The following is a 5,499-nucleotide window of genomic DNA, read 5'->3' as shown; positions in this document are numbered from 1 at the left end:
GGCGTCGCGGCGGGCAACTGGAGGAGTCCGGCCAGCAGCGGCGCGCCGGTGAGCAGTGCCCCGGTGCGCCGCAGCCAGCGGCGGGCAGGTGAGGCACTGGTCCCCTGGAAGTCTGCCGCCTCGGCCACGCGTTCGTCCGTCCCTCGTCGTCGTCAGTGGTCCTCGGAATGTGCGTCCACGCATGGTAACGATGTGCGCTGAGGGGAAGTGCCGCGGTCCGCTTCACAAGATCGCCGGCCCAGCGCCGTGCTGCCTGGTATATGACTCTATGGGCGTGAGTGGTTCCATACGGCCCAGGGGCAGCGCTTGTACGCCTATGACGGACGTGTCCCCATGCATCTGCGTGCGGAAATGGGAGGAGCTCGAGGTGGCCCGGGCCACGTACCCTCTTCTTTTGTGCCGAACGCCAACGAAGAAACGTCCAGTGCCCTGAGCCAGGTGCAGCACCGCGCGGTGAGTGAACTGTTGCGGGTCGCTCCTGTCGCCGACGACCTCGCCCGCCGCTTCCAGGAGGCCGGGTTCTCCCTCGCCCTCGTCGGCGGCTCGGTGCGGGACGCGTTGCTGGGCCGGCTCGGCAACGACCTGGACTTCACGACCGACGCCCGCCCCGAGGACGTCCTCAAGATCGTGCGCCCGTGGGCGGACGCCGTGTGGGAGGTCGGAATCGCCTTCGGCACGGTCGGCGCCCACAAAGGCGGCTACCAGATCGAGGTGACCACCTACCGCTCCGAGGCCTACGACCGCACCTCGCGCAAGCCCGAGGTGTCGTACGGGGACTCCATCGAGGAGGATCTCGTCCGCCGTGACTTCACGGTGAACGCGATGGCGGTGGCCCTGCCGGAGAAGGAGTTCGTCGACCCGCACGGAGGGCTCGAGGACCTTGCGGCGCGTGTGCTGCGTACTCCCGGCACCCCGGAGGAGTCGTTCTCGGACGACCCCTTGCGGATGATGAGGGCTGCGCGTTTCGCCGCTCAGCTCGGTTTCGAGGTCGCCCCCGAGGTCGTCACGGCGATGACGGAGATGGCCGGACGTATCGAGATCGTCTCGTCGGAACGGGTGCGGGACGAGCTGAACAAGTTGATCCTCTCCCTGCAGCCGCGCACGGGCTTGACGCTGCTCGTGGAGACGGGCCTCGCCGAACGCGTGGTGCCCGAGCTGCCGGCCCTGCGCCTGGAGCGTGATGAGCACCACCGTCACAAGGACGTCTACGACCACTCGCTGATCGTCCTGGAGCAGGCGATGGCGCTGGAGGAGGACGGTCCCGACCTCACCCTCCGCCTGGCTGCTCTCCTGCACGACATCGGCAAGCCGCGCACGCGCCGATTCGAGAAGGACGGCCGGGTCTCGTTCCACCATCACGAGGTGGTCGGGGCGAAGATGACCAAGAAGCGCATGACGGCGCTGAAGTATTCCAACGAGCTGGTGAAGGACGTCTCACGTCTGGTCGAACTCCACCTGCGCTTCCACGGCTACGGCACCGGTGAGTGGACGGACTCGGCGGTCCGCCGCTATGTCCGTGACGCCGGTCCGCTCCTGGACCGCCTCCACAAGCTGACCCGCTCGGACTGCACGACGCGCAACAAGCGCAAGGCCGCGGCTCTGTCGCGTGCCTACGACGGGCTGGAAGAGCGGATCGCCAAGCTGCAGGAGCAGGAGGAGCTCGACTCGATCCGTCCGGACCTCGACGGCAATCAGATCATGGAGATCCTCGGCGTGGGTCCCGGCCCGGCCGTCGGCCGCGCCTACCAGCACATGCTGGAGACGCGCCTGGAGAACGGGCCGATGGAGCATGACGCCGCAGTGGCCGCGCTCAAGGAGTGGTGGGCCGAGCAGGAGAGCTGAGGCTGTGAAATGGGGTCATGTTTCACGTGAAACATGACCCCATTGCGGCCAGGCGGCCTGCCGGAGACAGACCGAGGGGCGGTGTTTCACGTGAAACACCGCCCCTCGTCACGTCTGCCTACTTCTTGTAGTCCTTCAGGCAGAGCAAGAAGTCCTTGCCGTCACCGCTCTCGGTGTACGTGTACTGGAAGTCCTTGGCCTCGGCCTCGCACTTGCTGGAAGCCAGCGTCTGCGTGAGGTACGAGCCCTCAATCTTGGCCAGCACCTTGTACTGGGCCTTCGCGTCACTGCACTCGACGACCTCGAGGTCCGGGTTGTTGTCGCTGGCGCTGCCGCGGTGCATGCAGTCGCCGACTGCCGCCGTGTTGGCGTCGTCCCGGCTGGTCACGTAGCCGACGATGGCTATGGTCGCCACGGCAATGACGACGACGATGTTCTTGATCGTCTTGAAGCTGAGCTTGCGGCCGGACGGCTGCGGGGGGACCGGAGCGTACGGAGCGGCGCCCTGGGGCGGGAAGCCGGGCTGTCCGGGCTGCTGGGGGTAACCGCCCTGGGGCGGAACCGGAGTCTGGGGTGCAGTCGCGGGCTGGCCCTGCGCGAATGGATTGCCCTGGGGCGGCGGAGTAGTCACTTGGGGGTCCCCCTAGAACATGGTGAGTGACGCGAACATGTCGCGAGATAAGACCCACGTAAGGTAGCGGTCCGCACTGACAACGCAGTAGCCAGAAGTGGCTCTGTGTCATTGATGTGACACTTACTGGCGGCCAAAACGGGCCATAGTTGTAGCTACTGTCGCGTAGATGACGGCGATCGTGATCACCAGCGGGACGGACCGGCCGTCCGGCGGCAGCATCACGGCGGCCACGGCGGCCGCGCCGACGAAGGAAACGTTGAAGAGGACGTCGTAAACCGAGAAGATCCGGCCACGAAAGCCGTCCTCGACGGAGGACTGGACGATGGTGTCCGTGGCGATCTTCGCGCCCTGGGTGGTCAGCCCCAGGACGAAGGCCGCGGCCAGCAGCGGAGCGGTGGCGAACGGCAGTCCGAGCGCGGGCTCCAGCAGCGCCGCGGCTCCCGCGCACACGACGATCCAGCGGCCCGGCCCGAGCCGCCCCGCGCTCCACGGGGTCACCACGGCAGCCGCGAAGAACCCGGCGCCGGAGAAGCCCAACGCCAATCCCAGCAGGGCGAGTCCGTCGTCCGCGGTCGAGGTGAGCGCGTACCGGCACAGCATCAGCAGCATGACCAACAGGGCGCCGTAGCAGAACCGCATCAGCGACATCGCCGTGAGCGCCCAGGCGGCCTCCCGGCGCTGCGGCGCGGCGAGGTGACGCACACCCGCCGCCAGGTCGCGGACGGTGCCCGTGAGAGCCGTTCCGATCTCCTCGCGTGGCAAGGGCCGGTCAGGGCCGAGGAGTTCCCGCGCCATGCTCAGCGATGCGAGCGCGGCGCACAGATACAGCCCGGCTCCCACGAGCACCACCGCGGCGTCCGAGTCCGCCACCGCCAGGCGCACGACGAAGGCGAGTCCGCCGCCCGCGGTCGCGGCCAGCGTCCCGGCCGTCGGGGAGAGGGAGTTGGCGATGACCAGGCGGTCGGCGTCGACCACGCGCGGCAGGGCGGCGGAAAGGCCCGACAGGACGAAGCGGTTGACGGCGGTGACGCACAAGGCCGAGACGTAGAAGAGCCAGTCCGGTGCCGGACTGAGGACCAGCAGGGCCGTCGCGAAGGCCAGCAGGGCACGCAACAGGCTGCCGAACAGCAGGACCTGGCGGCGCCTCCATCGGTCCAGCAGGACACCGGCGAAGGGGCCGACGAGGGAGTACGGGAGCAGGAGCACGGCCATCGCGGAGGCGACACCGGCCGCCGAGGTCTCCTTCTCCGGCGAGAAGACCACGTACGCGGCGAGCGCGACCTGGTAGACGCCGTCGGCACCCTGGGACAGCAGACGTACGGCGAGCAGGCGCCGGAAACCCTGGAAGCGCAACAGGACGCGCAGGTCACGGACGACGGCCATGGGGCCCAGCCTCACATACGGGGAGGGTCCCCGGTCGTACGACCCGGGGACCCTCACAGCTCTGGCAGGAGCGACTGGTTGCGGCGCGTCAGCGCTCGACCTCACCCTTGATGAACTTCTCGACGTTCTCGCGGGCCTCGTCGTCGAAGTACTGCACGGGCGGGGACTTCATGAAGTAGCTCGACGCGGTGAGGAGAGTGCAGGTTCCGAGTGTGATCAGCGGCCGCGCGGGCCGGGAGGCGAGAGCCGGGAGATCGAGTCCGAGGGACGGCAGGGTGATGCCGTGTGCGGCGAGCGCGGCTCGCAACTCCTCGACGCAGGAGTCGGCTTCGACGGGGCTGTGCACGGGGTTCACACCTTCCAGTGCGCTGAGTGACGGACTTCTCACGCTGTGGCGCCGGCCGCCGTAGCGTGACAGCCCTTCGCTCTCCCGCTCCTGAACTGCGGCTGCGTGGTGAAGGGGCTGGTAGCGGGCGGTATCGGCACACCAAGGACGGTGAACAATGGGTCAGCGCAAGGACATCGACGGTTCGACGGGCGTCCCGACCTTCTACGGCAGTGAGTTGCGCTGGAAGCGGGAGAGGGCGGGCCTGACGCTCCAACAGTTGGTCGAGGGCAGCTTCTACGGGCCGAGCCACCTCAGCGAGATCGAGCGGGGGACGCGCCGGATGCCGGCGGAGCTCGCCGAGCACGTGGACAGGGTGCTGGGCACGGACGGCTTCTTCCTGCGGCGCTGCGAGGACGTGCGACGGGCGAAACGGCGGGAGCACGCGAGCTACTTCGAGCGGGTGCTGGAGGCGGAACGGCACGCCAAGTCCATCGAGGAGTGGTGTCCGACCTTGATCCCCGGCTTGCTGCAGACGGACGTCTATGCCCGGGCGCTCGTTCAAGCAGCCATGCCGCTGGCTCAGGAGGAGGAGGTAGAGGGATGGCGTCCCGTCAAGTGGTGTAGCCGATCAAGGCGCCGCAATCCGCAGGTCAGGAGCATTGGCCCCGCCGGATCAGAGGTTCAACTCGCCTCAGCAGGGCGCCTCGTGGACTGCCGCCTCCGCAGAGATCGTCAGGGGCCTCGTACCGGTACGCGTAACGCTTGATCCCCTACACCACGATGCGGGACACGACCGGTAGAGGAGAAGGTCAGCGCCCGACTGGCACGGGCGCGCCTGTTCGAGGACAACCACAAGACGCCCATGCACACCCCAGCCGAGCGCCTGTGTCCAGGGCCTCACCGGGTCGCCGTCCCCGATGGCCAGCCACCACACTCCGTCGTCGCGGATGAGGTCGGGTGTCTGACTGCTGTTGTTCCCGTAGCGGAGTTCGCAGTTGCTGGAGGCGAAGGGTGTCGACACCCGTCATGCCAGACCCGCCTGCTACAGCGGCGCCGGTTTCGACCCGGAATTTGCGGGCGGCCGAGAGCCGGGGTGAGGTGGTCCTCGTCGACCTGCAACGGCTGTACCACGGTTCCTGACGTCCCGGCATGCCGTGCGGGTCCAGGGAAGGCCGTCCGCGGGGGATGTGTGGCGCCCGGTCCGCGCGTCGCTGCGGGTGCTCCAGTGGTCGAGCGTGTACGTGTGCTGCTGCATGGTTCCTTCCCCACGCGCCGCTCGGCGCGGATGTGCCATGGCCGGCATCAGTCGAAC

The 5,499-nt window shown here is 68.2% G+C and carries 3 protein-coding genes and 2 pseudogenes; 2 read left to right on the top strand and 3 right to left on the bottom strand.

From position 1 onward, the window contains the following. The first annotated feature begins 396 nt into the window (after nt 1-396). On the top strand, nt 397-1,842 hold the full coding sequence (locus ABZ281_RS35735) for a CCA tRNA nucleotidyltransferase (protein ID WP_356662228.1): 1,446 nt from the start codon (nt 397-399) through the stop codon (nt 1,840-1,842). A 118-nt stretch (nt 1,843-1,960) separates the two neighbouring features. On the opposite strand, the gene ABZ281_RS35730 is transcribed toward ABZ281_RS35735, so the two are convergent. The 3 genes and pseudogenes from ABZ281_RS35730 to ABZ281_RS35720 form a co-directional block, all read right to left on the bottom strand. Next, complete coding sequence (locus ABZ281_RS35730) at nt 1,961-2,473, bottom strand: hypothetical protein (protein ID WP_356662227.1); 513 nt, start codon at nt 2,471-2,473, stop codon at nt 1,961-1,963. Nucleotides 2,474-2,596: 123 nt separating this feature from the next. After that, nucleotides 2,597-3,859, bottom strand: a complete 1,263-nt coding sequence (locus ABZ281_RS35725) for an MFS transporter (protein WP_356662226.1) — start codon at nt 3,857-3,859, stop codon at nt 2,597-2,599. Between the two features lie 88 nt (nt 3,860-3,947). Continuing rightward, nucleotides 3,948-4,055: pseudogene (locus ABZ281_RS35720) on the bottom strand (inositol-3-phosphate synthase); the annotation flags it as partial. Nucleotides 4,056-4,362: 307 nt separating this feature from the next. Between ABZ281_RS35720 and ABZ281_RS35715 the strand changes: the two are divergent. Beyond that, a pseudogene (locus tag ABZ281_RS35715) lies at nt 4,363-4,785 on the top strand (Scr1 family TA system antitoxin-like transcriptional regulator); the annotation flags it as partial. Between the last annotated feature and the right edge of the window lie 714 nt (nt 4,786-5,499).

Origin of the sequence: Streptomyces sp. NPDC006265 (assembly GCF_040613555.1) — a bacterium.
Taxonomy (GTDB): domain Bacteria; phylum Actinomycetota; class Actinomycetes; order Streptomycetales; family Streptomycetaceae; genus Streptomyces.
The sequence above is the reverse complement of the archived record's forward strand: the minus strand, read 5'-3'. Positions and strand labels throughout refer to the sequence as shown.

Coding starts and splice junctions, on each gene's coding strand:
- ABZ281_RS35725 (WP_356662226.1), bottom strand. CDS start 3,859: ATGGCCGTCGTCCGTGACCTGCGCGTCCTGTTGCGCTTCCAGGGTTTC.